Origin of the sequence: Streptomyces sp. NPDC048643 (assembly GCF_040650615.1) — a bacterium.
Classification (GTDB): domain Bacteria; phylum Actinomycetota; class Actinomycetes; order Streptomycetales; family Streptomycetaceae; genus Streptomyces.
The window spans coordinates 133,213-157,555 of the sequence record NZ_JBEZHO010000010.1; the positions used below are offsets into that span (position 1 = coordinate 133,213).

Below are 24,343 nucleotides of genomic sequence, written 5' to 3' on the forward strand. Positions count from 1 at the left end.
CGGCCCTGCGTCTGCTGCTGCCGGGGACGGCGCGCCCCGTGCCGCCTCCCCGGCCCGCCCCGGGCGACGTCCTGGCCGAGGCCGAGGACCTGCACGTCCGGCTGGGCGCCCAGGAGGTGCTGCGCGGCGTCGACGTCACCGCCCGTGCCGGAGAGGTGCTCGCCCTGGTCGGACCCAACGGGGCAGGAAAGTCCACCCTGTTGTCCGCGCTGGCGGCCGATCTGCCGCCCGCCGAGGGGGTCGTACGGCTGCACGGGCGTCCGGCGACGGAGTGGACGGCACCCGAACTCGCCCTGCGCCGGGCCGTGCTGCCCCAGGCGGCGGCCCTGTCCTTCCCGTTCACGGTGGAGGAGGTCGTCCGGATGGGCCGGGCGCCCTGGGCCCACACCCCGCACGACGACGACGCGGCGGTCGCCTCCGCCATGGCGGCCACCGAGGTCGCCGGGTTCGCGCCCCGCTCGTTCGCCGCGCTCAGCGGCGGCGAACGGGCGCGAGTGGCGCTCGCCCGGGTGCTCGCGCAGCGCGCACCGCTGCTCCTCCTCGACGAACCGACGGCCGCACTCGACCTGCGGCACCAGGAGTTGGTGCTGCGGGTGTGCCGGGAACGGGCGGCCGCCGGGGACGCCGTGGTCGTGGTGCTGCACGACCTGGGCCTCGCGGCGGCCTACGCGGACCGGACGGCGGTGCTGTGCGCCGGCCGGGTCGCGGCCCACGGTCCGCCCGCGGAGGTGTTCACCGACGGACTGCTGACCGACGTCTACCGGCAGCCGGTCGAGGTGCTCCAGCATCCGCGCACCGGCGCCGCGCTCATCACCCCGAGACGTGACGCTTGACTCTCCCTTTACCCTCCCGTGGGGCCTGTTTTGAGTCACCGTGATCTCGCCGTTTCTGTACGGCGACTGTGAGAGCTGAATCACCGGACGACCGGGTATCACCAAGGCAAGCCTCAGATAAGTTAGGCCAGCCTCACCATGCCGATGCGGGGATCACCGTGCGGTTTGTCCGACTTCTCTTGGAGCCTGAATGCGAGCCGTCCGACTCTCTGTTGTCACCGCTGCCGCCACCGCGGCAGCTCTGGCCGCCGTCACGGGTTGCACCGAGAAGAGCGACGCCAAGAACGGCGACGCGATCCAGGTGACCGCCGCCGACGCGAAGTGCGACACCTCGGTGAAGTCGGTGCCGGCCGGCCAGGTCACGCTGAAGATCGAGAACAAGGGGTCGAAGGCGACCGAGGTCGAGATCCTCTTCCCCGACGACCGGATCGTCTCCGAGAAGGAGAACATCGGTCCGGGCACCAAGTACACGCTGACCGCCGAGGTGAAGGCCGGCTCGTACCAGATCGCCTGCCGCCCGGGCATGAAGGGTCTCGGCGTCCGCCAGAAGCTCACCGTGACCGGCGGCAAGGTCGCCCAGCGCGACCCGCGCCTCGACAAGGCCGTCGCCGCCTACCGCGAGTACGCGCAGGAGCAGGCCGACGCCACGATTCCCAAGGTGCAGACGTTCGCCGACGCCATCAAGGCCGGCGACCTCGAAGCCGCCAAGAAGGCCTTCGCCCCGTCCCGCGTCGGCTGGGAGCGCACCGAGCCGATCGCCGAGTCCTTCGGTGACATCGACCCGAAGACGGACACCCGCGCGGACGGCCTGGAGAAGGGCCAGAAGTGGACCGGCTGGCACGCGCTGGAGAAGTCCCTCTGGAAGGACAAGAAGATCGGCGCCGAGCAGAAGACGCTCGCCGACCAGCTGGTCACGGACCTGAAGGACTGGCAGAAGCGGGTCGGCAAGGCCGAGATCACGCCGACCTCCATGGCCAACGGCGCCAAGGAGCTGCTGGACGAGGTCGCCACCGGCAAGGTCACCGGCGAGGAGGACCGCTACTCGCACACCGACCTCAGCGACTTCAAGGCCAACGTCGACGGCGCCCGGGAGGCGTACGAGCTGCTCAAGCCGGTCGCCGAGCAGAACGACAAGGCGCTGACCACCAACCTGGACAAGCAGTTCGCGGCCCTGAACACGCTGCTCGACAAGTACCGCACCGACAAGACCTCGGACGGCTTCGTGTCGTACGACACGCTCACCAAGGCGCAGACCAAGGAGCTGTCGGACGCGGTCAACGCGCTCGCCGAGCCCCTGTCGAAGCTCGCCGCCGCCGTCGTCAAGTAGTCACGGACGGAGGAACACCATCATGACGAACGCCCCGGACAGCACAGAGGGCACCGGACCTGCCGCAGGCGGCTCCGCGCCGTCCCGGCGTTCGCTGATCGGCTGGGGCGGTGCCGGGCTCGCGCTCGGTGCCGCCGCGGCCGGCGGTGCCGTCGCGATGACCCGCACCGGCAACGACGTCGACCCGGCCGGATCGGACGCCTCGGGCCCGGTCGCCTTCCACGGCCCCCACCAGGCCGGCATCGCCACGGCCGTCCAGGACCGGCTGCACTTCGCCGCGTTCGACGTGAAGACCGACGACCGCGCCTCGTTCGTCCAGCTCCTGAAGGTCTGGACCCGTGCGGCCGCCCGCATGACCGCCGGACACACCGTCGGCGAGGGCGCGTACGGCGGTCTCGCCGAGGCACCGCCGGACGACACCGGCGAGGCCCTCGGGCTCAGCCCCTCCCGGCTGACCCTGACGATCGGCTTCGGCCCGTCCCTGTTCGAGAAGTTCGACCTCGCGGACCGGCGGCCCGACGCCCTCGTCGACCTGCCGCAGTTCCCCGGCGACAACCTCGACAAGAACCGCAGCAACGGCGACCTGTGCATCCAGGCCTGCGCCGACGACCCCCAGGTCGCCGTGCACGCCATCCGCAACCTCGCCCGCATCGGCTTCGGCACCGTCGCCATCCGCTGGTCCCAGCTCGGATTCGGCAAGACCTCCTCGACCACCCCGGACGCGCAGACCCCGCGCAACCTGATGGGCTTCAAGGACGGCACCCGCAACATCGCCGGCACCGAGACCGACCGCCTCAAGAAGTTCGTGTGGGTCGGCGACGGCGACGGCAGCGACTGGATGACCGGCGGCTCCTACCTCGTCGCCCGGCGCATCCGCATGAACATCGAGACCTGGGACCGCACCTCGCTCCAGGAGCAGGAGGACGTCTTCGGCCGCGACAAGGGCGAGGGCGCTCCCGTCGGCAAGGCCAAGGAGCACGACGCGCCGTTCCTGAAGGCGATGAAGCCCGACGCGCACGTCCGGCTCGCGCACCCCGACGCCAACCACGGGGCGACGATCCTGCGCCGCGGCTACTCCTTCACCGACGGCACCGACGGTCTCGGCCGGCTCGAAGCGGGCCTGTTCTTCCTGGCGTACCAGCGTGACGTGCGCAAGGGGTTCATCCCCGTGCAGCGCAGCCTGTCGCGTGCCGACGCCCTCAACGAGTACATCCAGCACGTGAGTTCGGCGGTCTTCGCGGTTCCGCCCGGCGTCCGCGACAAGGACGACTGGTGGGGCCGCACGCTGTTCTCCAAGGAGGCCTGACCGTGTTCTCCAACTACCTGATCGGCCTGCGCGAGGGCCTCGAAGCCAGCCTCGTCGTCTGCATCCTCATCGCCTACCTGGTCAAGACCGACCGCAGGGACGCCCTGAAGCCGATCTGGATCGGCATCGCCGTCGCGATCGTCGTCGCCCTCGGCTTCGGCTGCGCCCTCGAATTCGGCTCCCAGGAGATGACGTTCCAGGCCCAGGAAGCCCTCGGCGGCTCCCTGTCGGTCGTCGCCGTCGGTCTCGTCACCTGGATGGTCTTCTGGATGCGGCGCACCGCCCGCCACCTCAAGGCCGAACTGCACGGCAAGCTGGACGCCGCGCTCGCCATGGGCACCGGCGCCCTCGTCGCCACCGCCTTCCTCGCGGTGGGCCGCGAAGGCCTGGAGACCGCCCTGTTCGTGTGGGCCTCCGTCCACGCCGCCAGCGACGGCACACCCCGCCCGCTCGTCGGTGTCGCCCTCGGCCTCGCCACCGCCGTCCTCCTCGGCTGGCTCTTCTACCGCGGCGCCCTGAAGATCAACCTCGCCAAGTTCTTCACCTGGACCGGCGGCATGCTCGTCGTCGTCGCCGCCGGCGTCCTCGCCTACGGCGTCCACGACCTCCAGGAAGCCGACTTCATCCCCGGCCTCACCAGCCTGGCCTTCGACATCAGCGGCACCATCGACCCCACCAGCTGGTACGGCACCCTCCTCAAGGGCGTCTTCAACTTCCAGCCCGACCCCACCGTCCTCCAGGTCACGGTGTGGGCGCTCTACCTGGTCCCGACCCTCGCGATCTTCCTCGCCCCGGTAGGGTTCGCCTCCGGGAAGGGGAAGGTGAAGGCACCTGATGAGCAGGGATCACACGGGTCGCAGCCCACGAAGGCCTCGTAGTTCCGGCAGCCTCCGCCGTTTCGTCCTGGCGACGGGAGCGGTGACCGCTCTGTCCGTCGCCGCGAGCGGCTGCGTGGTGGTGCACGGCGAGCGGGAGGTCGTCCCGGCGGCGACCCGCGCCGAAGCAGCCCGTGCGCTCGAGGACTTCACCACCGCCTACAACAAGGCGGACAAGACGTACGACCGTTCGCAGGACGCGGACCGGGTGACCGGTCCGCTCGCGGACATCGACGCCGCCAAGCTGAAGGCCGGGCACAAGAACAACCCCGGTGGGAATCCCGCGCATTCGGCGCTGGAGTTCCGGGACGCGAAGTTCTCCATACCCGCGAAGGCGGCGTGGCCGCGCTGGTTCGTGGCGAACACGGCGGCCAACAAGGGCGCGCCGGGCAGCCGTTGGCTGATGGTCTTCACCCGGGGCAGCGCCACCGAGGTGTGGCAGGCCGCGTACCTGACGGTTCTCACCGCCGACGAGGTACCGAAGTTCACCCGGGACAAGGACGGCTGGGCGCAGCCCGTCACGGCCGACGACGCGGCGCTCGCCGTCGAGCCGGAGAAGCTCGGCAGCACCTACGCGACCTATCTGCGGGCGGGCGGCGACACGTTCGCGGCGGGTACGCACACCTCGCTGTGGCGCGCCCAGCGCAAGAAGTTCGCCAACAGGCCGGGCCTCGCACGGCAGTACATCGACGAGCCGCTGACCGCGGGCGACTACGCCCCGGTGGGTCTGCGCACCGCGGACGGCGGGGCGCTGGTGTTCTTCACGACGCACCGCTTCGAGAAGCAGACCGCCGCGGAGGGCACCGCGATCCCCACGCCCGGCGCGGACGTCCGGGCGCTGACGACCGGTGAGATCAAGCAGTCACTGACCCTGGAGTTCGTCTCCAACCAGGTGGCCCTGGACCCGGCGAAGAGCGCGGACGACCAGCGGGTGTCCGTCCTCGGACGGGTCGAGGGGCTGACCGGCGCGAAGGGCGAGTAGCGGCGCGGTCCGGCCCGGGCGGGCCGGACCGGGTCCGCGCTCAGCCCCGGTGCGGCCAGGCGGCGAGCTGTTCCGCTCCGCCGTTCTCCCCGGCGTAGCGGGCACACGCGTCCGTGAGGTGTTCCAGGAGCGTGAGCGGGTCGGGCAGCGGGTGTTCGGGACCGCGCACCCAGTCCACGCCCAGACCGCCCGGCAGCTGGGCCGGCGGCACGAGGACGTACGAGCCGCGGCAGTGCCAGCGGAACCCGGGGTGCTCGTCCATGGTCTCGGGGTGGCAGTCCAGCTCACAGGGCCACCACTCGTCCTCGTCCTCGGGCGTACCGCGGGTGAGGGTGAAGAACAGCATGCGGCCGTCGCCGGTCTCGGCGACCGGGCCGACGTCGACGCCGGCCGCCAGTATCCGCTCCAGCGCCTCGTGGCCGGCCTCCAGCGGCACGTCGAGCACGTCGTGCGTCATGCCGGTCGCCGTGATGAAGTTCGCCTTCGGCTGGTGCCGGGCCCAGCGCTCGATCTGGGCGCGGTCGGTGGTGGACTGGGTCTGCCAGGCGAAGGAGACGGGGTGACGCGCGGGTGTGGGACAGCCGACGCGGTCGCAGGAGCAGCGGTGGCCGGCGGGGTACGCGGCCTGCGCGAGCGGCAGTCCCGCGTCGGCGGCGGCGAGCAGCAGGGCCTCACGCCGGGCGTCGGACGTCTCCGCGGGAGGCTTCGGCCGGCGTCCGCGCAGCCACCGGGAGATCCTGCCCTGCGCGCCGGGGCGGCTTCCGAACTCTGCGCTCATCTATCCCCTCGCCAAGCCGTAGTGCACTCGTCGTCCTTTGCCCATGGTCCCACCATCCTGCGCCCCGGGTTGCCGGAGCCGACAACCGGGGTAGGTGGGGCGATGCGTTCGCCGGGCCCTGATCAGGCGTTATTGCATGATGTGTGACGATTTAAGGACCGCTCGGCGGGTGACGGAGTCGTTCAGCGCGGGGCGAGGCCGTGCAGTGCGTAGTCGACGAGGGTGTCCGTGTAGTCGTACGTGATCGGGGCGGTGCGCTGGAGCCAGCGCTGGGCGAGCGGGGAGACGAACAGTTCCAGGGCGATCCGGGGGTCGACGTCCGGGCGGACGTCGCCCTGGTCCTGTGCGGAGCGCAGGCGCCGGACGTACAGCTGGAGCTGGGGTTCGAGCAGCTTGGCGACGAACTCGGCGCCGAGCCGGTCGTTCACCAGGCCCTCGGCGGCCAGGGCGCGGGAGGGCACCTCGAAGGCGGGGTCGAGCAGCTCGTCGACGGTGGCGCGCAGCACCAGCTTGAGGTCGGCGGCCAGGTCACCGGTGTCCGGGAGGGTGTACGGCTCCTGTCCGGCGGCCCGCGCGGCCTGTTCGCCGAGGTCCATGAAGGCGTCCAGCAGCACCTCCGCCTTGGACGACCACCAGCGGTAGATCGTCTGCTTGCCGACCCCGGCCCGGGCCGCGATGCCCTCGATCGTGGTCTTCGGATAGCCGCTCTCGCCGACCAGGGCCAGGGCCGCGGCGAAGATCGCGCGGCGGGACTTCTCGCTCCGCCGGGTCGCGTCGGGTGCGGGCCGCCCGGCGGGGCCGGGGTCCGGGGCGGAATCGGGGCTGGAGCTGGGCTTCTCGGCCATGGGGCGAACCTACCAGGACCGCGATACGGCGCGTCTCGCGTCCGGCGGGCACCCGTGGGCGGGCGTCCCGGCGGGGGTTCCGGCGGGCATCCCGGTCGAGGTTCCGGTCGGCGTTCCGGCGGGCCGCACGGTCGGGGTTCCGACGTAGGCGACGTACCCACCGGTCGGGATTCCCCCGGGCGTCCCGGCCGGGGTCCCGTGGCGGTTCCCGCGGGCGTTCCGTCGGCCGGGCGGGGCGCCTGTGACGCGGACGGCGGACACCACCCGTCCGCCTGCGGGCGGCGGAGGGGCGCACGGCGCACCATGAGCATCAACTGCCCCTGCGGTTGCGTAAGGAGCCTTCCTTGCACCCTCTCCGTCGTGCCACGCCCCGGCGATACCTCATGTGCCCCCCGGCGCACTTCGACGTCACGTACGCGATCAACCCGTGGATGGACCCCGCCAAGCCGGTCGACGTGCCGCTCGCCCTCGCCCAGTGGGAGGACCTCCGCGACCGCTACCGCTCCCTCGGCCACACCGTCGAGGAACTCGCCCCCCGCCCCGGCCTGCCGGACATGGTCTTCGCGGCGAACGGCGCGACGGTCGTGGACGGTCGGGTGCTCGGCGCCCGGTTCGCCTTCCGGGAGCGTGAGCCGGAGGCGGCGGCGCACCTGGAGTGGTTCCGCGAGAGGGGGTTCGCGGAGGTCCTGGAGCCCGTGCACGTGAACGAGGGCGAGGGAGACTTCGCGGTCACGGCCTCGTACCTCCTCGCGGGCCGCGGCTTCCGGGCGAGCCCGCTCTCGCACGGTGAGGCGCAGGAGTTCTTCGGCCGTCCGGTGATCGGCCTGGACCTCGTCGACCCGCTCTTCTACCACCTGGACACGGCCCTCGCCGTCCTCGACGACACGACGGACGAGGTCATGTACTACCCGGGGGCGTTCTCCCCCGGCAGCCGCGAGGTGCTGCGCCGGCTGTTCCCGGACGCGCTGACCGCCACGGACGAGGACGCCGCCGCGATGGGTCTGAACGCGGTCTCGGACGGCCTGAACGTCCTGCTCCCCCAGGAGGCGGCAGGCCTCTTCGGCCCCCTCCGCGACCGCGGCTTCACTCCGATCGGCATCGACCTCGGCGAACTCCTGAAGGGCGGCGGCAGCGTGAAGTGCTGCACGCAGGAACTCCGGGGGTGAGCCGGGTTACCCAGAACCCGCCCGGGCCCCCGATCCGCCCTGCCCGCGACCTGAGCCGTCCGGGCCGTTCCTAGACCTCCTCGGGCGGCGGCCAGGCGTCGCCCCAGGTCGTGTCCCGGGCCGCCTTGTAGAGCGGGCCGTGGCGTTTGGTCACCGTCTCGCGGTGCAGGGACTCGTCCGGCTCGCACAGGTCGAGCAGGACCTGGCCCTTGCGGATCTGCGGCCTGCGCACGACGCGGGCGGGCGCCGGCTCGGGCGGGAAGCGGGTCGCGGCGACGTAGCTGAACTTCTCGTCCTCGTAGGGCAGGGAGCCGCCCTTGACCTGACGGTGCAGGGAGGAACGGGAGACCCGGGCGGAGAAGTGGCACCAGTCCTCGCCGGGGACGATCGGGCAGGCCGCGCTGTGCGGGCAGGGGGCGGCGACGTGGAAGCCGGCGCCGATCAGCCGGTCGCGGGCGGCGAGGACCCGGGTGTAGCCGTCGGGCGTGCCCGGCTCGATGATCACGACGGCCTGCGCGGCGCCCGCGGCGGCGTCCACGACCGAGGCCCGGTCGTCCTCGGTCAGTTCGCCGAGCACGTAGGAGACCGTGACGAGATCGGTGCTCTCGATGGTGAGCGCCGCTCCGATCCGGGCTCGCTGCCACGCGGCGCCGCTCAGTTCGGGATGGGCGGCGGCGATCTCCCGGCCGAGCGCGAGCGCGGGCTCGGCCCAGTCGAGCACGGTCACCGGGCGGGCGCCCTCCCAGGTGGCGTTCACCGCCCAGGTCGCCGCGCCCGTGCCGCCGCCGACGTCCACATGGCTTCCCGGCGCCCAGCCGGGCACCGCGTCCGCGAACGCGTCCAGCGCCGCGCGGACCGCCTCGAACGTCGCCGGCATCCGGTACGCGGCGTACGCCGCCACGTCCGAGCGGTCCCGCAGGATCGGCGCGTGGGTCGGGGTGGTCCCCCGGTAGTTCACGATCAGCCGCTCGACCGCCTGCGCGGCGGCCTTCGGCGGCAGACCGTCGAGCAGCCCGGCGAGGGCGCTGCGCAGGGTGTCGGCGGTGGGTACGGGGGCGTTCACGGGGCCGATTCTCTCAGGTACGGCGGGTCGCCCGTGGCACGGGCGGTCTTCCCCGACCCGGGGCGGGCGCGCATCCCCCGGCCTCCGGCCGGGGCGTCTCCCCGGCCGCGCACCACCCGTGACCGTCGTCCGACAACCTCGGCTCGCCCGTAGGGACTCCCCGCCGTCGGCGGCACGCGGTAGCGACGCGTACGCGGCACCCGGAGGCTCAGGTGCCGCGGACCGCCCGGCGCAGTCGGGTGGCCGCTGCCGCGCGGGGTGCGTTGTTCGGTGGGCGGCGGCGGGGGTGGACGGTGTTGGCGAGCAGGACCAGGAAGGTGCCGGTCACCGGGTCGAGGACCAGGGACGTACCCGTGAAGCCGGTGTGGCCGGCCGCGCCGCCGCCCGCGAGGGCGCCCATGAACCAGGGTTGGTCGAGGGCGAACCCGAGGCCGGGCGGGGTGAGGAGGAGTTCGACGAAGTCGGGGCCGAGGATGCGCGCGGGTCCGTAACTGCCGCCGGCGAGCAGCGCGCGGCAGAAGACGGCCAGGTCGCGGGCGGTGGAGAAGAGGCCCGCGTGACCGGCCACGCCACCGAGCGCCCAGGCGTTCTCGTCGTGCACGACCCCGCGCAGCATGCCCCGGTCCGCCTTGCCCCAGGGCCGGCGCTGGTCCTCGGTGGCGGCGGCGCCGGGGCAGGGGCCGAAGGCGGTGGCGTTCATGCCGAGCGGGCGGGTGATGCCGTCCCGGACGAGGACGTCGAGCGACCGTCCGCTGACCCGCTCCAGCACGAACTGCAGGAGAAGCAGGTTGAGGTCGGAGTACACGTACAGCCCGGGCTCGGACGAGGGGGCCTCGGCCCGCAGCATCGCCAGCCGGGTCGCGTCGTCCGGGCAGTCGTACAGCGGGAGTTCGGGGCGCAGCCCGGAGGTGTGGGTGAGCAGCTGCCGTACGGTCACGCCGTGCTCGCGGGCACCGCGGAACTCGGGCAGGTAGGCGCCGACCCGCGCGTCGATGCCGAGGGTGCCGCGCTCCAGCTGCTGCACCGCGGCGACCGCCGTGAACAGCTTGGTGAGCGAGGCCAGGTCGAAGGGCGTGTGCACGGTCACCGGCACACGGGCCCCGGCCGCCAGCTCGGTCCCGGCGTCGGTCTTCTCGTCGTAGGCCGCGTAGCGGACCGCCCACCCCGCCGCCTCCTCGACGGCGATGACGGGGCCGCGCCCGGCGACCAGCACGACGCCCGCCGCCCACGGGTCGGGCCCGGTGGTGAGGGCGCGGACCTCGCCGGCGAGCTGTCGCAGCTCTCCGGCGTCGAGTCCGGCGCGTTCCGGTGTGTCGATCCGCAGTCTCGGAGCGCTCAGCTGTCCGCCGCCTTTCCGTCCGGTGTGGGCCCCGTGCGCCGGGGACGGCACAGTCCCACGAAGCAGGCGACGGCCACCAGTACGGCCGCCAGTTGGACGACGGCCATCGGGACGGCGGTGTGCTCGCCCGCGATGCCGACGAGCGGTGAGGCGACCGCGCCGATGAGGAAGGAGGTGGTGCCGAGGAGCGCGGAGGCGGAACCGGCCGCGTGCCGTACCCGCAGGAGGGCGAGCGTCTGGGTGTTGGGCAGGGCGAGCCCCATCGCGGACATCAGGACGAACAGCGCGGCGGACACGGGGACGAGTCCGACGTTCCCGAGGACGCCGGTGGACATGAGGAGCAGCGCGGTCGCGGCGAGGACGACGAGGCCGAGGCCGGTGGCGAGGACCTTCTCCAGCGGGACCCGGCCGACCAGTACCTTGCCGTTGATCTGGCCCGTGATCACGAGGCCGACGGAGTTCACGCCGAAGAGCAGGCTGAAGGTCTGCGGGGAGGCGCCGTAGATGTCCTGGATCACGAACGGTGAGGCGGAGATGTAGGCGAACAGGGCCGCGAAGGTGAAGCCGCCGGTGAGCATGTAGCCCGCGAAGACCCGGTCGGCGAGCAGTCCGCGCATGGCGTGCAGCGCCTCGCCGACGCCGCCCACGTGCCGGTCCTCGGGCCGCAGCGTCTCGGGCAGCTTCGCCCAGACGACCGCGGTCAGCGCGATGCCGACGGCGGTGAGGACCACGAAGACGCCCCGCCAGTCGGTGACGCGCAGGATCTGGCCGCCGATGAGCGGCGCGACGACCGGGGCGACCCCGGAGATCAGCATGAGGGTGGAGAAGAAGCGGGCCATGGCGTCGCCGTCGTACAGGTCGCGCACGACGGCCCGGGCGATGACGATGCCGGCCGCGCCCGCGAGCCCCTGGGCGAGGCGGAAGGCGACGAGGAGTTCGACGGTGGGGGCGAGCGCGCACAGCACGGTGGCGAGGACGTACACGGCGAGTCCGGAGAGCAGCGGGCGCCGGCGGCCCCAGCGGTCGCTCATCGGCCCGACGACGAGCTGGCCGAGTGCCATGCCCGCGAGGCAGGCGGTGAGCGTGAGCTGCACCGTCGCCGCGGGTGCGTGCAGGGCTCCGGTGACCTCCGGCAGCGACGGGAGGTACATGTCCATCGCGAGCGGGGGTGTGGCGGTGAGTCCGCCGAGGACGAGGGTGACGAGGAGTCCGGTGCGGCCCGCGGAGCCTGGCCCGGTGGCCGGTCGTGCCACCCGACCCCGGGCCGGCCGGGGTTCGGCGGCGGACACCGGTGCGGTGTCCGTGGCGGTCGCGTCCGGTATGTGCCCGTGCGGGCTTTCCTGTTCCCGCGTGGTGCGGCCACGCTCGGGCATGTGCCCCTCCCTCTCCGAGTGATGCGCCCCCTATGCTCTCAGTTCGAACAGCGTGTTCGGGGTCACAGATCGAGGTGCGGGCATGACGGGCGAGCGCGAACGCGTGCGGTGGGGGATTCTGGCGACCGGCGGGATCGCCGCGGCGTTCACGGCGGACCTGGTGGACATGCCGGACGCCGAGGTCGTGGCGGTCGCGTCCCGGACGGACGCCTCGGCGAAGGCGTTCGCCGAACGGTTCGGGATTCCCCGGGCGTACGGGGACTGGGCGTCGCTCGCGGCGGACGAGGACGTCGACGTCGTGTACGTCGCCACCCCGCACGCGGCACACCGGCAGGCCGCCGGGATGTGTCTGGAGGCGGGGCGCCATGTGCTGTGCGAGAAGGCGTTCACGCTGAACGCACCGGAGGCGGAGGAGCTCGTCGCCCTCGCCCGGCGGCACGACCGCTTCCTGATGGAGGCCATGTGGATGTACTGCAATCCACTGGTCCGGCAGCTGAAGGCGCTGGTCGACGACGGGGTGATCGGTGAGGTCCGCACCGTGCAGGCCGACTTCGGTCTCGCGGGGCCCTTCCCGCCGTCGCACCGGCTGCGGGACCCCGCGCAGGGCGGCGGCGCGCTCCTCGATCTCGGTGTCTATCCGGTGTCGTTCGCGCAGTTGCTGCTCGGGGAGCCCTCGGACGTCGTCGCGCGAGCGGTGCTCTCCGACGAGGGCGTCGATCTCCAGACGGGTGCACTGCTCTCCTGGGAGAGCGGCGCTCTCGCCTCGGTGCACTGCTCCATCAACGGCGGTACTCCGGTGGCCGCGTCCGTGACCGGTTCCGAGGGCCGCATCGACGTCCCCGACGGCTTCTTCTTCCCGGACCACTTCGTGGTGCACCGCGACGGCCGCGAGCCCGAGACGTTCCGCGCGGAGCCGTCGGCGGGGCCCCGCAACAGCCTGCGGCACGAGGCCGCCGAGGTGATGCGCGCGCTGCGGGCCGGCGAGAAGGAGTCCCCGCTCGTCCCGCTGGACGGCACGCTCGCCGTGATGCGGACGCTCGACACGATCCGGGACCGCGTCGGCGTCCGCTACCCCGGCGAGGCCGGCGGACCGGACGTCAGGCCTGCTTGAGCCCCTGGTCGCCGACCTCCGTCACGAAGGACGCGGCCGTGGTGACCGGCGCCCCGGGGGTGGTCACCGCGGACACGGTCCTGAAGTCGGCCCGCGCCACCTCCCTGCCCAGTTCGACGGTCACGTAGCCGCGCCGGCCGTTGTAGAACTTCAGGTGCGGGTTGGCCTGCGTGTAGGTGGCCCAGTTGGCGGGCCGGTCGGCGCCGTCCCTGCCGCTGGTGATCGAGGTGGCGACGATCTCGGTGCCGAGGACCGCCGACGCGGGGTCGTCGAAGTCGTCGAGGATGTCGAAGGCGTACCCGACGTGCACGTCCCCGGTGAGCACCATCAGGTTGTCGGTCCCGGTGGCCCGGGCGCCCGCGAGGATCCGCTGCCGCGAGGCCCGGTAGCCGTCCCAGGCGTCCATGGACACCTTGGCGACCGGGTTCAGGTCCAGCTTGCGCTGGGCGAAGGTGACCTGCTGCGGTACGACGTTCCACAGGGCGCGCGAGTCCCGCCAGCCGTCGATCAGCCAGCGTTCCTGCGTCGCGCCCGTGATGGTGCGCGCCGGGTCGTCCGACTCGGGGCCGGGCACGTGCGAGCCGTCGCCGTAGGCCTGGTTGGAGCGGTACTGGCGGGTGTCGAGGATGTCGAACTGCGCGAGCCGGCCCCAGCGGAGCCTGCGGTAGAGCTGGGCGTCCGGGCCGACCGGGAGCTGTGCGCGGCGCAGTGGCTGGTTCTCCCAGTACGCGCGGTAGGCGGCGGCACGGCGCAGCAGGAACTCCTCCGGCGGGTCGTCGTTCTCGTCGATGTCGTCGGCGTAGTTGTTCTCCGTCTCGTGGTCGTCCCAGGTGACGGCGAAGGGGTGCGCGGCGTGCGCGGCCCGCAGGTCGGGGTCGGACTTGTAGAGGGCGTACCGCAGGCGGTAGTCCTCCAGCGTCACGGTCTCGTGGTTGAACAGGTCGGGGAGTGTCCGGTCCGTGTAGTTCCGGGCGCCACCGACGGAGCTGACGGCGTACTCGTAGAGGTAGTCGCCGAGGTGGAAGACGACGTCGACGTCCTCCTCGGCGAGGTGGCGGTACGCGGTGAAGTAGCCGTCGTGGTAGGCCTGGCAGGAGACGGCGGCCAGGGTGAGCGCGGAGACACGGGCGCCGGGGGCGGGCGCCGTGCGGGTGCGGCCCGTCTCGCTGATCCAGCCGCCCACCTTGAAGCGGTAGAAGAAGACCCGGTCGGGGGCGAGCCCGCCGACCTCGGCGTGCACGGCGTGGTGGTACTCGGGGTGTGCGGTGACGGTGCCGCGCCGGACGACACGGCGGAAGCGGTCGTCGTGCGCCAGTTCCCAGTGCACGGTGACGCGTTCGGCGGGCAGACCGCTGTCGGGCTGGTAGGGAGCGGGCGCGAGCCGGGTCCACAGGAGCACCGAGCCGGGCAGCGGGTCGCCGGAGGCGACACCGAGCGTGAAGGGGTTCTCGGTGATTCTCGCCGCGTCGAGTTCGGCGGCGCTCGCCGTGCCGGCGGCCGGGAGGTCGACGGCGAAGGCGAGCGCGGCGGCCGCGCCGGTGACGGTGAGGAAGCGGCGGCGCCCGATGTGACGCGCCACGGCGCGGAGTTCGGGGGCGTGCTGCGACGGATGCTGCTGGCCTGCGGGTGTCATCTGGCCCTCCCCTGACGGTGGTGGTACACGGCATTGGAGTGGTCAGGATCGACGGCTGCTTGGCGCGTACACAACAGGAACATGGCGGGGGGATGAGTTCCGGACGTCGGCCCCGTCAAAAGCCCCTCCCGTACGCTGCGGGCCCATGAACGCCATGAATCCCCTGCATCCCCTGGAGACGAAGACCGCGGTGGTGACCGGAGCGGGCTCCGGCATCGGCCGCGCGGTGGCCGCCGAACTGCTGCGCGCCGGCTGGTCGGTGGCGCTGGCCGGGCGCCGGACCGAGACCCTGGAGGAGACGGCGGCCCTCGTGCCCGAGGCGCCCTCGATCGCCGTCCGCACGGACGTCTCGCGCCCCGACGAGGTGGCCGCCCTGTTCACGGCCGTACGCGACCGGTTCGGGCGGCTGGACCTGCTCTTCAACAACGCCGGGACGTTCGGCCCCGGCGGGGTGCCGGTCGAGGAACTGCCCTACGACGCCTGGCGGCACGTCGTGGACACGAATCTGAACGGCGCGTTCCTGTGCGCGCAGGCGGCGTACCGGCAGATGAAGGAGCAGGACCCGCAGGGCGGCCGGATCATCAACAACGGCTCGATCTCGGCGCACACGCCCCGGCCGCAGTCGATCGCGTACACCGCGACGAAGCACGCGCTGACGGGCCTGACCAAGTCGCTGTCCCTGGACGGCCGTCCGTACCGGATCGCCTGCGGCCAGATCGACATCGGCAACGCGGCCACCGACATGACGGAGCGGATGCGGACCGGGACGCTCCAGGCGAACGGGGAACTCGCGGTCGAGCCGGTGATGGACGTGGCCGACGTGGCCCGCACGGTACGGCACATGGCCGAGCTGCCGCTGGAGGCGAACGTGCAGTTCGCGACCGTCCTGGCGTCCGCGATGCCCTACGTCGGACGCGGCTGACCCGCGCCCGGCCCCACCGTCACCGTCGGGGGTGGCCCGTCCTTCGTGTACGCAGGGAGCGGGCCGAGCGTTCACCGCATCTGGTCAAGCCCTCAACCTACACAAACGGAAGCTGACTCTCCGGACCATACGAGCCGGTGATGGGCTTATGCTCAACACCTCCTCCACGAGAGCTTCACACTCGGAGGAAGAGACTTCGGTAGGACCGATGGTCCGCACCGAGGGGGGAGGCGACCGTCGTTCCGCGGTCCGGGTGGGGGCGGGCCTCGCGCGAAAGCGCGAGGAAAGCACCGGACCACGGAGCGGCTGTCGCCGTCATTGCCGGCACCGCACAGCTGTCAGGGCTGTGCGGTGCCGTGCTGTGTGGGCCGCGCACGCGGCCCCTCGGTCAGCTCTCGCGGCGACGCCCGCGTCCCTCCGCGGACACCTCGGCCGGGTCCTCCGCCGGGCGGCGACGGCGGTTGCGCAGCGCCAGCGCACCACCCGCGAGCAGCACGACCGCTCCCCCGGCCCCGCCGACCAGTCCCCAGGGCGGCCCGTCGCCCTTCGCGGCGGCGGCCGGAGCGCCCGCCGCCGGCTTCGCCGTCGCCCTGTGCGAGGGGGCCGCGCTCGCGCCGCCCTCGCTGATCGGGGTGACGAGCGTCCCCACCGGGTCGACCGTGGCGTTCCGGAAGCCCCAGTCGAGCAGGTGGGCCGTTTCCTCGTAGACACCGTTGCCGCCGCTCTTCGGATGCATCACCGTGACGAGGAGGGTGCGTCCGTCGCGCGTCGCGGCACCGGTGAAGGTGTTGCCGGCATGGCTGGTGTATCCGTTCTTCACGCCGATCAGGCCGTCGTACGTCTTCAGACCCCACGCGCCGGTCAGCAGGCGGTCGGTGTTCTGGATCTGGAAGGTCTTCTTGCCGCCGGCCGGGAAGTCGGCCGTCCTGGTCGCGCAGTAGCCGCGGAAGTCGGCGCTCGCGAGGCCGTGCCGGGCGAACAGCGTCAGGTCGTACGCGGACGACAGCTGGCCCGGGTGGTCGAATCCGTCCGGGCTGACCACGTGCGTGTCCAGGGCCTGCAGGTCCTTCGCCTTGGCCTGCATCTCGGCGACCGTCGCCGGGACGCCGCCGTTCATGTGGCTGAGCACGTGCACCGCGTCGTTGCCGGAGCGCAGGAAGACGCCCTGCCACAACTGCTCGACGGTGTAGGTGATGCCGGGCTTGATGCCGACCAGGCTGGACCCCGCGGGGACGTCCGCGATCTCGACGTCGGTCACCCGGTGCGTCTCGGTCCGGTCGAACTTCGCCAGCACGGTGTCCGCGAACAGCATCTTCAGGGTGGAGGCCGGCGCGAGGCGCTGGTGCGCGCGGTACGAGGCGAGCACCTGGCCGGTCGTGTGGTCCGCGATCAGCCAGGAGCGGGCCGTGAGGTGCTTGGGCAGCGCCGTGCCGCCGCTCGCCTGGACCCCGGTACGGCCCAGCCGCGCACCGCCGATCGTGGTGGCGGCGGACGCGGTGGTGGCCGTCGCGGCGGCGAGCGGCACGGCGGCCGCGAGGCCCAGGGCGGCACGGCGGGAGAGCCCGGAAGAATCACGCATCCCGGGACCGTACAAAGCCGCTCCGCGGGCCCCGACAGCGGGGTGACAAAGGGAAGGGAAGCCGATTCCAAAGGGGCGGCAAAGACACCCCGGAACGTCGGGGCGAACGCCTCGCACGGGGGAAATGCGCGGGCCCGCCCGCCCACCGTCCGCCGTCCCACCGGGAGAAGTGCGCGGCGGACGGGCCCGCCGACCGTGACCGTCCGCCATCCAACACGCCTTTCCTGTCAACAGCCCCTTTCCCTCTCAGGAATGGGCTGTCTGACCCAAAAATGATGCAAGGCCCGGATTTCTCAGTTCGCGCACATCCGGCACTCAGCCCGGATCAAAGGTTCCTCCCTAGCGTGTGGCCGCGCCCACAGCGGGCGCCAAGAACCTTTGAGGAACGGGATGTTTGGCATCTATCTCAAGCGTGAGCTGAGCCGGCGCAAGAAGGCGGCGCTGGTGATCGCCCTGGGTCTGGCGCTCGGAATCGCGCTGGTCATCACCGTCAACTCGGTGTCGGCCGGAATGCAGCAGGCGCAGGACAAGGTCCTGAAGTCGCTGTACGGACTCGGCACCGACATGACCGTCACCAAGGCCCAGGCGGCACCGACGGGCAATTCCTCCGGCCGGCCGACATTCGACTTCGACGCCAAGGCGGACAGCGGCAAGAGCCAGAGCTCGGACCGGGTGATGACCCAGGGCGGGCAGTCCCTGAAGTCGTCACTCGTCACCCGGGTCGCCGCGCAGAAGGGCGTCGCGAGCGCGGTCGGCGCGCTGAGCCTGAACGTCACCAAGGTCGACGGCTCCTTCACCCAGGGCAAGGCGAAGTCCTCCACCTCGGGCTCGGGGCAGCAGGGCGGACCCGGCGGCGGCCAGAACGGCGGCACGGGCGCCCCGCAGGTACAGGGCGGCGGAGCCTCCTTCGACGTGAACTCGTACTCCGTCGCGGGCGTCGACGTCACCGACCAGGATCTCGGCCCGCTCGCCACCTCGAAGATCACCACGGGCACGACGTTCACCTCCGCGCAGAGCGACGCGAAGGTCGCGGTGCTCGCCACGTCGTACGCCAAGGAGAACAAGTACACGGTCGGCAAGACCTTCAAGATCTCCGGCACCACGTACAAGATCATCGGGATCGCGACACCCGACAGCAGTGAGTCGACCACCGACGTCTACCTGCCGCTGAAGCAGGCCCAGACGCTCGGGGACGCCAAGAACAAGGTCACCACGATCTACGTCAAGGCCACCGACTCGAAGCAGATCGACACGGTCAAGGCGGCCATCCGGAAGAACATCTCGGGCACGACGGTCACCACCTCCGCTGACCTCGCGGACACCGTCTCCGGCTCGCTGTCGACGGCCTCGAACCTCGCGACCAGCGTCGGCAAGTGGCTGTCGATCGCCGTCCTCGTCGCCGCGTTCCTGGTGGCGGCGCTGCTCACCTCGTCCGCCGTCTCCCGCCGGGTGCGCGAGTTCGGCACCCTGAAGGCGCTCGGCTGGCCCTCCCGCAGGGTGACCCGGCAGGTCGTCGGCGAGTCCATGGTGAACGGACTGCTCGGCGGTGCCCTCGGTATCGCCCTCGGCCTCGGCGCGGCCGCCGTCGTCACCGCGATCAGCCCGACACTGACGGCGCAGCTCGGCTCCACCGGCGGAGCGGGCGGCATGGGCGGCGGCCCCGGTGGCGGTGGTCCCGGCCGGCAGGCCGCCTCCGCGGCCACGAACACCGTCGACATCGCGCTCTCGGCGCCGGTCTCGGTCACCACCATCGCGCTCGCCGCGGGCCTCGCCATCGCGGGCGGTCTGATCGCCGGCGCCATGGGCGGCTGGCGCGCCTCCCGGATGCGCCCGGCCGACGCGCTGCGCAGCGTCTCGTAACCCGCCCCCGGGCCACACCCCAAGAGCCGGGGCGCCGCGTCCACTCCCCCGGGCCGCGGCGCCCCACCCCCTTCATCCTCGGAGAACCTCATGTACAAGCTCACCGGCGTCACGAAGCGCTACACGCGGGGCAAGGAGACCGTCGAGGCGCTGCGCGGCGTCGACCTCGCCATCGAGGACGGCGACCAGCTCGTCATCCAGGGCCCCACCGGCGGCGGCAAGTCGACACTGCTGCAGATGATCGGCGGCCTCGACCGGCCGACCTCCGGCAGTGTCGAACTGGACGGCGTGGACCTCGCCTCCATCAGCGAGGCGAAGCTGACCCGGCTGCGGGCCGAGAAGATCGGCATCATCTTCCAGTCGTTCAACCTCATCCCGACGCTGACCGCTCAGGAGAACGTCGAGACCGCCCTCGTGCCGCTCGGCGTGAAGCCCGCCGACCGACGCGAGCGGGCCGCCGAGGCGCTCCGCTCGGTCGGACTCGGCGAGCGGCTGGCGCACGTGCCGACCGAGCTGTCCGGCGGCCAGCAGCAGCGCGTCGCCATCGCCCGCGCGCTGGTCAAGAAGCCGAAGGTGCTCCTCGCCGACGAGCCCACCGGCAACCTCGACGAGGGCACCCGCGACGACATCATGGGCCTGCTGGAAGGGCTGTGGCACGAGTACGGGCTGACGTTCGTCATGGTCACCCACGACTCGTCCATCGCCCGTCGCGCGCCGCGTCTCGCCACCATCCGGGCCGGTCGGATCACCCTGACCGAGCAGGGCGGCGCGCGTCGCGCGGCCCCGCGGCAGTCCGCCCGACAGGAGCACGCCGCACCGCAGTCGGCGGAGCGGCCGTACGACTCCCGGCCCGCCGTCCCGTAGTCAGTACGGCGCCCAGGGCCCGCCTCGGCGCCGTACACACCGGACGACGCCGCCCAGGAGCCCTGTACGACCCGGCGGTTCGGGGTCGGTCGGGGGACCTGGGCGTCGGGCGCCCGCCCACTCCCGTGGTCGCCCGAGGGGCCGTTCACCGCCCGAGCACCTGGTCGACCTCGGCCATCTGCGCCGCGGTGAGCGGCCCTCGGGCGATCGCACCCGCGTTCTCCTCGGCCTGGGCGACCGAGCGGAAGCCCGGGATCGGCACGGTCCGGGGACTGCGGGCCCACAGCCAGCCGAGGGCGCCCTGGGCGAGGGTGCGCCCGCCACCGGTCAGGATCTCCTTGAGGGCGTCCACGCGGGTGAGCCATGCCGGGTCGGCGCCGCCCTCGCCGGTGAAGCCGGGCAGCCAGGCGGGCGGCGCGCTGCGGATGTCGCCCGCGGCGAGGGCCCGGCCCGAAGCGTGCCGGCCGGTCAGCAACCCCATCGCCAGCGGACTCCGGTTGATGCTCGCGAGCCCCGACTCCTCGCAGAACGCGACGAGTTCGGGGGCGTCCTGGAGGACGTTCAGCCGGTGCTGCACGGCCGCGCAGTGCTCGCCCTCGGCGAAGACGGCCGCACGGTGGGGATCGTCGGTGCTCCACGCGTAGGCCCGGACGAGTCCCTCCCTCACGAACTCCTCGCAGGTGTCGCGGAGTTCGACGGCCCGCTCGGGTTCCGCGTCGGAGAGGTGCAGTTGGTAGAGGTCGATCCAGTCGGTGTCCAGGCGGCGGAGCGAGGCGATGAGGGCGCGTCGCGCGTACGCCGGGGAGTCGTCGGCGCCGGTGAGGAGCCGGTGGTCCTCGTCGATGACGTTGCCCCACTTGGTGGCGAGGACCACGTCGGCCCGCCGTTTGCCGACGGCACGCGCCAGCACCCGTTCGCTGTGCCCCGCGCCGTACGCGTCCGCGGTGTCGAAGAAGGTCACGCCGAGGTCGAGGGCCCGGCGGACGGCCCGTACGGACTCCTCGTCGTCGACCGCGCCCCAGCCGAGCGGCTGCCCGTCCGGCGTCGCCCACTCACCGCCGATGGCCCAGCAGCCGAAGCCGAGGGCGCTCACCTCGATGCCGCTGCTTCCCAGTGTCCTGTTCCCGAAGCTCTCCATGTCCCGGGACGCTAGGAGTTGGAGCGCACGCGAACACAAGCCCTCGGGTCGGGATTCCCGGGCAACGGCCGGACTTCGCCACGTCCGACCGGCGCGCCCGGCCGGCCTTGGTCAGGCCTGGCCGGTCTCGAAGCGGCTGATCCGGCCGCCGTCGTCCACGGTGAACGTCCACCTGGTCTTCATCTCGCCCCAGGCGTCGTTGCGGTACCGCACGACGAGGGAGCGGCCGCCGTCGGACTCGTTGTCGACGTCCATGTGGCCCCGGGAGGAGAAGATCTCCCGGTCGGTCCAGTCGGCGACGTCCCGGTCGGAGCCGTCGTCGGACATGGTGGCGCCGGGCGCGAGGGCCGACTGGAACGCGTCACGGTCGTGCGCGTTCACGGCGGTGACGAAGGCCCGGACGGCCGGATCGCTGAGTTTCGCTACCTGAATCGTCATGGCAAGCAGACTCACACCGGTCCCCGGGGCCCGCCACCCGAACGGCCGCGCGGGAACACCGGACACGTGTGATCGGTGCGACGGTGGAGACCCGGGAGGGAACCGTTGCCGTTGTCTGCACTGGGAGTCACCGTGACCTGTTTCGACCGGCGTGATCTGGGACTGCTGCTGCTCCGTCTGAGCACGGGCGGCGCACTGGCCGCGCACGGAGCGCAGAAGCTGTTCGGCTGGTTCGGCGGCGGCGGCCTCGAAGGAACCGGAGCGGCCATGGAGGCCATGGGCTACTCCCCCGGAAAGGCCAGCGCCACGGCGGCGGGCCTCGCCGAGGCGGGCGGCGGCACCCTCCTCGCCCTCGGTCTCGCCACCCCCGCGGCCGGTGCCGCGGCGGCCGGGGCGATGGCCGGCGCGGCGGCGGTGCACGCGCCGAACGGCTTCTTCGCGCAGAGCGGCGGCTACGAGTACGCGGCGTCGCTCGGACTGGCCGCGGCGGGCCTCGCGGTGACGGGCCCCGGGCGGCTGTCCCTCGACCACGCGCTGGGCCACGCCGTGAACCGCGGCTGGATGGTGCCGACCGCGCTCGGCGTCACGGCCGCGGTCACCGCGGTCGTCATCAGCACCCGCAACTCACGGCTCCGCACGGCGCAGCAGGGCGAGCAGGAAGCCCTGTTCGAGGAGTAGGAGTCGGCCGGCCCGCCTCGGGGGAGGCTGCTCCCATGGCTGACCAGGACCTTGACGACCCGATGGACCTCGATGACCCGACCGGCCCGGCGGACACCGCCGGCACCACGCCCGGCTCATCGGACCCGGCCCACCGGGCGGGCCCCTCCGCCGGGGCGGACCCGTGGCAGGCGATCGACCGGCTGCACGGCTGGCTGGACGCCAACCGGGCGCACGGCGGCCGGGAGGGCCTGCTCCTGCGGGTGCTGAAGCTGTCGGAGGAGGTCGGCGAGGTCGCCCAGGCGGTGATCGGAGCGACGGGCCAGAATCCCCGCAAGGGCGTGAGCCACACCTGGGACGACGTCCGGTCGGAGCTGTGCGACGTCGTGATCACGGCGATGGTGGCGCTGCGGGAGCTCACGCCCGACGCGCGCGAGGTGTTCACCGCCCACCTCGCGTCGGTCACCGACCGCTCGCTGCGCCCGGACTCTTCCCCTGGTGCCGAACCGGCTGCGGGGCCGCCCCTGTCCGACGTGGGCCCCTGACCCTGCCCCCCCCAACCTGCGCGCCCACTCGCCCCGCTCCCCTCACCTCCCCCGCCGTCCGGCGCGCTGCGCCGACCCCTCCCGCTCCGCCTCCATCCCTGCGACGAGGCAGGGGAGTTGGCGGCCGGCGTCGAGGCGTTCTTCGACCGCGCACACGGTGACCGCATCTGTTCACCTCCCGGACAGGGGTACGCCGCCGGGAGTTGGCGGACGCGGCACAGCCTTCTCGTCGACATCGCGTCGACGAAAGGGCCCCCGTGCAGGACAACGTTTTCCCCAGAGGCCGCCGGACCACCGCCGTGATCGGCGGCGTGCTGACGCTCACGGCCATGGGGCTGGGAAGCCAGGCACGCGCGGCGAGTTACGGCACGCCGAGCCTCTCCCTGTCGGCCACGTATCTGTCGGGCGCGGTGGGCGCGACCGGCGATCCGACCGTGAACGTGACCGTCGCGCAGAGCGGGGCCGACGCCGGCGCGCTCGCCGTCACGGTCACCAAGAGCAGCAAGACCGCGGTGGCGACCACCACCGACGTCACGGTCACCGGGACGGGCGCCACCCGCAAGGTCGCGGTCGCCGCACGCGGCCGGGGCTACACGGACCTCACCGTGCAGGTCACCGGGGTCGACGGCAAGAAGGTCACCAAGACGCTGCACTACGCCGCCTCGGCCTCCGTGCAGCTCCCCACGGAAACGCGGTACTTCACCGGCTCCAGTGACGCCTCGGCGGCCGTCGACGTCGGCGGCGGCTACGCGGTCGTCGCGGACGACGAGTCCAACACACTGCGCCTGTACGACCGTTCGGCGTCGGGCGCACCCGTCAAGACCTGGGACTTCGGCTCCAAGGCGGGCGTGTCCAAGGAGATCGACATCGAGGGCGCCACGCGCGTCGGCGACACGATCTACTGGACGGGATCGCTCGGCAACAACAAGGACGGCGAGTACAAGGCCGACCGCAACACCGTCTTCACCACGACGGTGACCGGCTCCGGCGCCTCCACCGGCCTCACCTACGGCCGTTCGTACAAGAAGCTGCGGGACGACCTCGTCGCCTGGGACGAGGCGAACGGCGACCGCTACGGCTTCGCGGACGGCACCGAGGACGGTCAGATACCGAAGCAGATCGACGGGTTCAACGTGGAGGGCCTGGAGTTCGCGCCGGGCTCGACGACCACCGCCTACCTCGGCTTCCGTGCGCCGCTCGCTCCCGCGGTGCCCGGCGGCAAGGCGCTCATCGTGCCGGTCACCAACTTCGACAAGGTGCTGAGCAGCGGTTCGAAGGCGGTCTTCGGCACGCCGATCGAGCTGGACCTCGGCGGCCTGGCGATCCGTGACATCCGTAAGAACGCGTCGAACCAGTACCTGATCGTCGCCGGTTCCTGGGCCGCGGACGACAACTCCGATCCGTACGCGCTCTACTCCTGGGACGGCAACGCGGCGCACGCGCCGGTCAAGCGCCTCGACCTGCCGACCTCGGACCCCGGCGGCTGGGAGGCGGTCGTGGACGTCCCCGACCTCAGCGTGCCCGGCGCCCGCGCCCAGCTGATCACCGACGACGGCTCGGCCGACCTGTACGGCGACGGCACCGAGGCCAAGGACCTCGACCACCCGGAGTGGCAGAAGTCCCGGGCGACCTGGTTCACGGTCACCAACTGACACCGAAACCGGCAGCGAAGGGTCGCGGTCACCGTCAACGGCCCGTACGGGCAACGG

Annotated in this window: 22 protein-coding genes; 13 read left to right on the forward strand and 9 right to left on the reverse strand. The window is 72.5% G+C overall.

Annotated elements, in window-relative coordinates:
* Nucleotides 1-5: 5 nt before the first annotated feature.
* From AB0C62_RS13010 to AB0C62_RS13030, 5 genes are all read left to right on the forward strand, one after another.
* Entirely contained in the window at nt 6-833 is an 828-nt protein-coding gene (locus AB0C62_RS13010; RefSeq protein ID WP_362972541.1) for a heme ABC transporter ATP-binding protein, read from the forward strand.
* 190 nt (nt 834-1,023) lie between these two features.
* Nucleotides 1,024-2,160 (forward strand): iron uptake system protein EfeO, encoded by a 1,137-nt coding sequence (gene efeO, locus AB0C62_RS13015; RefSeq protein ID WP_362972379.1) that lies wholly within the window; start codon nt 1,024-1,026, stop codon nt 2,158-2,160.
* A 22-nt stretch (nt 2,161-2,182) separates the two neighbouring features.
* Entirely contained in the window at nt 2,183-3,466 is a 1,284-nt protein-coding gene (gene efeB / locus AB0C62_RS13020; protein WP_362972381.1) for an iron uptake transporter deferrochelatase/peroxidase subunit, read from the forward strand.
* Between the two features lie 2 nt (nt 3,467-3,468).
* Nucleotides 3,469-4,344, forward strand: a complete 876-nt coding sequence (gene efeU, locus AB0C62_RS13025) for an iron uptake transporter permease EfeU (RefSeq protein WP_362972383.1) — start codon at nt 3,469-3,471, stop codon at nt 4,342-4,344.
* Nucleotides 4,301-5,323 carry a hypothetical protein gene (locus AB0C62_RS13030; protein ID WP_362972385.1) on the forward strand — a complete coding sequence of 341 codons (1,023 nt, stop codon included), beginning with the start codon at nt 4,301-4,303 and terminating at the stop codon, nt 5,321-5,323. The genes efeU and AB0C62_RS13030 overlap by 44 nt, the downstream gene beginning before the upstream one ends.
* 40 nt (nt 5,324-5,363) lie before the next feature.
* Here AB0C62_RS13030 and AB0C62_RS13035 read toward each other — a convergent pair whose 3' ends face one another.
* Nucleotides 5,364-6,101, reverse strand: coding sequence for a bifunctional DNA primase/polymerase (locus AB0C62_RS13035; protein ID WP_362972387.1), 738 nt, complete (start codon nt 6,099-6,101; stop codon nt 5,364-5,366).
* 182 nt (nt 6,102-6,283) lie between these two features.
* Entirely contained in the window at nt 6,284-6,946 is a 663-nt protein-coding gene (locus AB0C62_RS13040; RefSeq protein ID WP_356165961.1) for a TetR/AcrR family transcriptional regulator, read from the reverse strand.
* A 344-nt stretch (nt 6,947-7,290) separates the two neighbouring features.
* On the opposite strand from AB0C62_RS13040, the gene ddaH reads away from it, so the two are divergent.
* Complete coding sequence (ddaH, locus tag AB0C62_RS13045) at nt 7,291-8,112, forward strand: dimethylargininase (RefSeq protein ID WP_362972389.1); 822 nt, start codon at nt 7,291-7,293, stop codon at nt 8,110-8,112.
* 70 nt (nt 8,113-8,182) lie between these two features.
* Here ddaH and AB0C62_RS13050 read toward each other — a convergent pair whose 3' ends face one another.
* The 3 genes from AB0C62_RS13050 to AB0C62_RS13060 form a co-directional block, all read right to left on the reverse strand.
* The gene (locus tag AB0C62_RS13050; protein WP_362972391.1) at nt 8,183-9,175 is read right to left on the reverse strand and encodes a small ribosomal subunit Rsm22 family protein; all 993 of its coding nucleotides are present in this window, start codon (nt 9,173-9,175) and stop codon (nt 8,183-8,185) included.
* Nucleotides 9,176-9,383: 208 nt separating this feature from the next.
* Nucleotides 9,384-10,565, reverse strand: coding sequence for a serine hydrolase domain-containing protein (locus AB0C62_RS13055; protein WP_362972393.1), 1,182 nt, complete (start codon nt 10,563-10,565; stop codon nt 9,384-9,386).
* Entirely contained in the window at nt 10,511-11,887 is a 1,377-nt protein-coding gene (locus AB0C62_RS13060) for a multidrug effflux MFS transporter (RefSeq protein ID WP_362972395.1), read from the reverse strand. Before AB0C62_RS13060 ends, AB0C62_RS13055 begins: the two co-directional genes overlap by 55 nt.
* Before the next feature lie 82 nt (nt 11,888-11,969).
* Between AB0C62_RS13060 and AB0C62_RS13065 the strand changes: the two genes are divergently transcribed.
* Complete coding sequence (locus tag AB0C62_RS13065; RefSeq protein ID WP_362972397.1) at nt 11,970-12,998, forward strand: Gfo/Idh/MocA family oxidoreductase; 1,029 nt, start codon at nt 11,970-11,972, stop codon at nt 12,996-12,998.
* Here the strand turns inward: AB0C62_RS13065 and AB0C62_RS13070 are convergent.
* Entirely contained in the window at nt 12,985-14,631 is a 1,647-nt protein-coding gene (locus tag AB0C62_RS13070; protein WP_362972399.1) for an alkaline phosphatase D family protein, read from the reverse strand. The two genes, AB0C62_RS13065 and AB0C62_RS13070, sit on opposite strands and share 14 nt — an antisense overlap.
* Nucleotides 14,632-14,776: 145 nt before the next feature.
* Here AB0C62_RS13070 and AB0C62_RS13075 point away from each other — a divergent pair, with 145 nt between their 5' ends.
* Complete coding sequence (locus tag AB0C62_RS13075; RefSeq protein ID WP_362972401.1) at nt 14,777-15,553, forward strand: SDR family oxidoreductase; 777 nt, start codon at nt 14,777-14,779, stop codon at nt 15,551-15,553.
* 388 nt (nt 15,554-15,941) lie between these two features.
* Here the strand turns inward: AB0C62_RS13075 and AB0C62_RS13080 are convergent, their stop codons facing one another.
* Entirely contained in the window at nt 15,942-17,132 is a 1,191-nt protein-coding gene (locus tag AB0C62_RS13080) for a serine hydrolase (protein ID WP_362972402.1), read from the reverse strand.
* A gap of 390 nt (nt 17,133-17,522) precedes the next feature.
* Here AB0C62_RS13080 and AB0C62_RS13085 point away from each other — a divergent pair, with 390 nt between their 5' ends.
* Nucleotides 17,523-18,992 carry an ABC transporter permease gene (locus AB0C62_RS13085; protein ID WP_362972404.1) on the forward strand — a complete coding sequence of 490 codons (1,470 nt, stop codon included), beginning with the start codon at nt 17,523-17,525 and terminating at the stop codon, nt 18,990-18,992.
* 90 nt (nt 18,993-19,082) lie between these two features.
* A complete protein-coding gene (locus AB0C62_RS13090) occupies nt 19,083-19,856 on the forward strand; it encodes an ABC transporter ATP-binding protein (protein WP_362972406.1) in 774 nt (257 codons plus the stop codon).
* A 145-nt stretch (nt 19,857-20,001) separates the two neighbouring features.
* On the opposite strand, the gene AB0C62_RS13095 is transcribed toward AB0C62_RS13090, so the two are convergent.
* A complete protein-coding gene (locus AB0C62_RS13095; protein ID WP_362972408.1) occupies nt 20,002-20,994 on the reverse strand; it encodes an aldo/keto reductase in 993 nt (330 codons plus the stop codon).
* Between the two features lie 111 nt (nt 20,995-21,105).
* Nucleotides 21,106-21,432, reverse strand: coding sequence for a nuclear transport factor 2 family protein (locus AB0C62_RS13100; protein ID WP_362972410.1), 327 nt, complete (start codon nt 21,430-21,432; stop codon nt 21,106-21,108).
* A gap of 132 nt (nt 21,433-21,564) precedes the next feature.
* On the opposite strand from AB0C62_RS13100, the gene AB0C62_RS13105 reads away from it, so the two are divergent.
* From AB0C62_RS13105 to AB0C62_RS13115, 3 genes are all read left to right on the forward strand, one after another.
* The gene (locus AB0C62_RS13105; RefSeq protein WP_362972543.1) at nt 21,565-22,110 is read left to right on the forward strand and encodes a DoxX family membrane protein; all 546 of its coding nucleotides are present in this window, start codon (nt 21,565-21,567) and stop codon (nt 22,108-22,110) included.
* A gap of 62 nt (nt 22,111-22,172) precedes the next feature.
* Nucleotides 22,173-22,634, forward strand: coding sequence for a MazG-like family protein (locus tag AB0C62_RS13110; protein ID WP_362972545.1), 462 nt, complete (start codon nt 22,173-22,175; stop codon nt 22,632-22,634).
* 329 nt (nt 22,635-22,963) lie between these two features.
* Nucleotides 22,964-24,286: a hypothetical protein gene (locus AB0C62_RS13115; protein WP_362972547.1), complete on the forward strand. Its 1,323-nt coding sequence runs from the start codon at nt 22,964-22,966 to the stop codon at nt 24,284-24,286.
* The last annotated feature ends 57 nt before the right edge of the window (nt 24,287-24,343 follow it).

What these genes read in the sequence shown, in the direction of transcription:
- AB0C62_RS13100 (WP_362972410.1), bottom strand. Translation starts at nt 21,432, where the DNA reads ATGACGATTCAGGTAGCGAAACTCAGCGATCCGGCCGTCCGGGCCTTC.
- AB0C62_RS13115 (WP_362972547.1), top strand. Translation starts at nt 22,964, where the DNA reads ATGGGGCTGGGAAGCCAGGCACGCGCGGCGAGTTACGGCACGCCGAGC.
- AB0C62_RS13060 (WP_362972395.1), bottom strand. Translation starts at nt 11,887, where the DNA reads ATGCCCGAGCGTGGCCGCACCACGCGGGAACAGGAAAGCCCGCACGGG.
- AB0C62_RS13110 (WP_362972545.1), top strand. Translation starts at nt 22,173, where the DNA reads ATGGACCTCGATGACCCGACCGGCCCGGCGGACACCGCCGGCACCACG.
- efeO (WP_362972379.1), top strand. Translation starts at nt 1,024, where the DNA reads ATGCGAGCCGTCCGACTCTCTGTTGTCACCGCTGCCGCCACCGCGGCA.
- efeB (WP_362972381.1), top strand. Translation starts at nt 2,183, where the DNA reads ATGACGAACGCCCCGGACAGCACAGAGGGCACCGGACCTGCCGCAGGC.
- AB0C62_RS13090 (WP_362972406.1), top strand. Translation starts at nt 19,083, where the DNA reads ATGTACAAGCTCACCGGCGTCACGAAGCGCTACACGCGGGGCAAGGAG.
- AB0C62_RS13075 (WP_362972401.1), top strand. Translation starts at nt 14,777, where the DNA reads ATGAACGCCATGAATCCCCTGCATCCCCTGGAGACGAAGACCGCGGTG.
- AB0C62_RS13030 (WP_362972385.1), top strand. Translation starts at nt 4,301, where the DNA reads ATGAGCAGGGATCACACGGGTCGCAGCCCACGAAGGCCTCGTAGTTCC.
- AB0C62_RS13040 (WP_356165961.1), bottom strand. Translation starts at nt 6,946, where the DNA reads ATGGCCGAGAAGCCCAGCTCCAGCCCCGATTCCGCCCCGGACCCCGGC.
- AB0C62_RS13035 (WP_362972387.1), bottom strand. Translation starts at nt 6,101, where the DNA reads ATGAGCGCAGAGTTCGGAAGCCGCCCCGGCGCGCAGGGCAGGATCTCC.
- AB0C62_RS13080 (WP_362972402.1), bottom strand. Translation starts at nt 17,132, where the DNA reads ATGCGTGATTCTTCCGGGCTCTCCCGCCGTGCCGCCCTGGGCCTCGCG.
- AB0C62_RS13085 (WP_362972404.1), top strand. Translation starts at nt 17,523, where the DNA reads ATGTTTGGCATCTATCTCAAGCGTGAGCTGAGCCGGCGCAAGAAGGCG.
- AB0C62_RS13095 (WP_362972408.1), bottom strand. Translation starts at nt 20,994, where the DNA reads ATGGAGAGCTTCGGGAACAGGACACTGGGAAGCAGCGGCATCGAGGTG.
- AB0C62_RS13070 (WP_362972399.1), bottom strand. Translation starts at nt 14,631, where the DNA reads ATGACACCCGCAGGCCAGCAGCATCCGTCGCAGCACGCCCCCGAACTC.
- AB0C62_RS13065 (WP_362972397.1), top strand. Translation starts at nt 11,970, where the DNA reads ATGACGGGCGAGCGCGAACGCGTGCGGTGGGGGATTCTGGCGACCGGC.